We start from the raw sequence: 2399 nt of genomic DNA, 5'->3' as shown, positions 1-2399 counted from the left end.
CCGCTGGAACAACTCCCACAACTCATCCGGCACCAGCCGCTCAACGATCGAAACCACGATCGACAGCCTATCGAACCAAATGAGATGACTTCTTATTTCGGCTCGATGCAGGTCCTCGCCGCCGCCGAACGTCCCCCGCACCTGAAGGCGATCTTCGTCAGCGGGGGTCACTACGACTTCTACGAGACCACATACCACGGCGGCGTCATGTGGTTCATGCCGCGTGCCGCCCGCGAGGGCCGCGGCGGGGACTCCGGCATCGCGCACACCGATGTCAAGTCCCGGATGCGGGAAGTCCACAGCCCCGAGGAGCTCAGAAAGCTCGTCGACGAGCGGCTGAACGACCCCGACGTGGCGGCCTGGCCGAACCTGGTCCACGTACTCAAGTACCCCAAGAACCGCGAGTTCTGGTTCGACATCGTGATGAACCCGCTCGACGGCGACTGGTACGAGGAACGCAACCCGATCACGCTGGCCCGGAACATCGACATCCCGGTCTACCTCCAGATCGATCAGGGCCGGGGCTGGACGGTGGACGGTCACATCGAGCTGTTCGACGTCCTCAAGGGCCCAAGGAAGCTGGACATCGGCTCCTACACCCCGATGCAGTCGCGCCCCTGGATCGAGGAGCACGACAAGATGTTCCGCTGGTACGAGTACTGGCTCAAGGGCATCGACAACGGCATCATGGACGAGCCGGCCGTGAGTGTCTTCGTGGAGGGCTCACGCGAGGTGGTCACCGCGGCGAAGTGGCCGCCCAAGAAGACCGAGTACAAGTCGCTCTACCTGCGCCCGCGGCACAAGCTGTCCTTCGAGCCCGAGTTCATGGGAGCCGAACACGCAGCCCCGGACGGTGTCTACCTTTGATCTTGGCCAGTGCTCCGGCGTTTACGTCGGGGGTGAAGGCCATCTCAGAATTGCTCTGACAGTGATGATGTCCGTGGTGACGCCGTTGGCGGGTCTGACCCGTGCTCTGACTGACGCCAGGCTGTCCTGTTTGGGATTTGTCGGCCCGCCCGGCGTCACCACGCACGCGGCCGGACGGGCGCTTGTGACTTCATAGGAGCTTGGTCCAGAAGCCCCGTCACTGTCTTGTCCACCCGCCCGACCGGCGCGTGCCGCCCTCGGAACGGATACGCAAGGACGGACATGATCAGCATGACGCACGACGCCCGGGAGATCACCGGCGGAGTCGACACCCACGGCCTGACCCATCACGCCGCAGTGATCGACTCCATCGGCCGGCACCTGGCCGACCAGGAGTTTCCCGCCACCATCCGAGGCTACCGAGACCTGCTGGACTGGATGCGCGCTTACGGCAGCCTGATCGCGGTGGGCGTGGAAGGCACTGGTGCCTATGGGGCGGAACTGGCGCGGGTGCTGGCCGCAGCCGGGGTCGGCGTCATCGATGTCGACCGGCCGGACCGCAAGACGCGGCGGATGCGGGGCAAGTCTGATCCGATCGACGCGTACGCCGCTGCCACCGCCGTACTGTCCGGGCGGGCCACCGGTGTCCCCAAGAGCCGGGACGGCGTGGTTGAAGCAGTGCGCGTGCTGCGGGTCGCCCGCCGCAGCGCGGTCAAGGCCCGCACCCAGGCGATGAACCAGATCCGCAACGTGCTGGTCTCCGCACCGGCGATGCTGCGCGAGCAGGTTTCCGGCCTGGACCGCAGCGCGCTGATACGGACCCTGGCCCGACTACGGCCCGGCAACGACCTGTCCCACCCGCTGGCAGCAACCCGGGCGGGACTGCGCCGTCTGGCCCGTCGGCACCAGGCGTTGGACCTTGAAATCACCGAACTGGACACCGAGATCGGCCCGCTGGTCAAGCAAGCGGCACCCGAGCTGCTCGCACTGTTCGGCGTCGGTCCCGAGACCGCCGGCCAGCTGCTGGCATCGGCCGGCGACAACCCCGAACGGATGCGTTCCGAGGCAGCGTTCGCCCACCTGGCCGGCGTCGCACCCATCCCCGCATCCTCCGGCCGCACACACCGCCACCGCCTCAACCGAGGCGGAGACCGAGCCGCGAACAACGCCCTGCACACCATCGTCCTGGTCCGAATGCGCCACGACGAACGCACCCGCGCCTACGTCGAACGCCGCACCAGGGAAGGACTGTCCAAGAAGGACATCACGCGCTGCCTCAAACGATTCGTCGCCCGCGAGGTCTATCGCACCCTGACCAGCACACCAACCAAACAAATCACTCGAACCGACCTTGCTCCTGCGGCTTGACGTCTATAGGAGCATCCCGCACGTGAGCACGGGTCCGCAGTGTTCACCTCGGCCCGTCACGTGGGGCGCTTCTGGTTCTCGATGTACTGCTTCACGACGGTCAGGGGCGCCCCGCCGCAACTTCCGGCGAAGTACGAGCCGGACCAGAAGTGTCCGCCCCACAG

3 protein-coding genes are annotated in these 2399 nt (G+C 66.2%); 2 read left to right on the top strand and 1 reads right to left on the bottom strand.

Features of this window, described 5'->3' with window-relative positions; all coding sequences use genetic code 11:
- Nucleotides 1-84 precede the first annotated feature (84 nt).
- Together ABZV42_RS42150 and ABZV42_RS42145 are read left to right on the top strand one after the other, a co-directional pair.
- Nucleotides 85-867 carry a CocE/NonD family hydrolase gene (locus ABZV42_RS42150; protein WP_356057553.1) on the top strand — a complete coding sequence of 261 codons (783 nt, stop codon included), beginning with the start codon at nt 85-87 and terminating at the stop codon, nt 865-867.
- A 282-nt stretch (nt 868-1149) separates the two neighbouring features.
- Nucleotides 1150-2235, top strand: a complete 1086-nt coding sequence (locus tag ABZV42_RS42145) for an IS110 family transposase (protein ID WP_356057552.1) — start codon at nt 1150-1152, stop codon at nt 2233-2235.
- Nucleotides 2236-2291: 56 nt separating this feature from the next.
- Here ABZV42_RS42145 and ABZV42_RS42140 read toward each other — a convergent pair.
- Nucleotides 2292-2399: transposase (locus tag ABZV42_RS42140; protein WP_355991378.1), on the bottom strand; the 108-nt coding region annotated here is incomplete at its 5' end.

The sequence above is a fragment of the Streptomyces sp. NPDC005281 genome (genome assembly GCF_040607495.1).
Classification (GTDB): domain Bacteria; phylum Actinomycetota; class Actinomycetes; order Streptomycetales; family Streptomycetaceae; genus Streptomyces.
The sequence above is the reverse complement of the archived record's forward strand: the minus strand, read 5'-3'. Positions and strand labels throughout refer to the sequence as shown.

What these genes read in the sequence shown, in the direction of transcription:
- ABZV42_RS42150 (WP_356057553.1), top strand. Translation starts at nt 85, where the DNA reads ATGACTTCTTATTTCGGCTCGATGCAGGTCCTCGCCGCCGCCGAACGT.
- ABZV42_RS42145 (WP_356057552.1), top strand. Translation starts at nt 1,150, where the DNA reads ATGATCAGCATGACGCACGACGCCCGGGAGATCACCGGCGGAGTCGAC.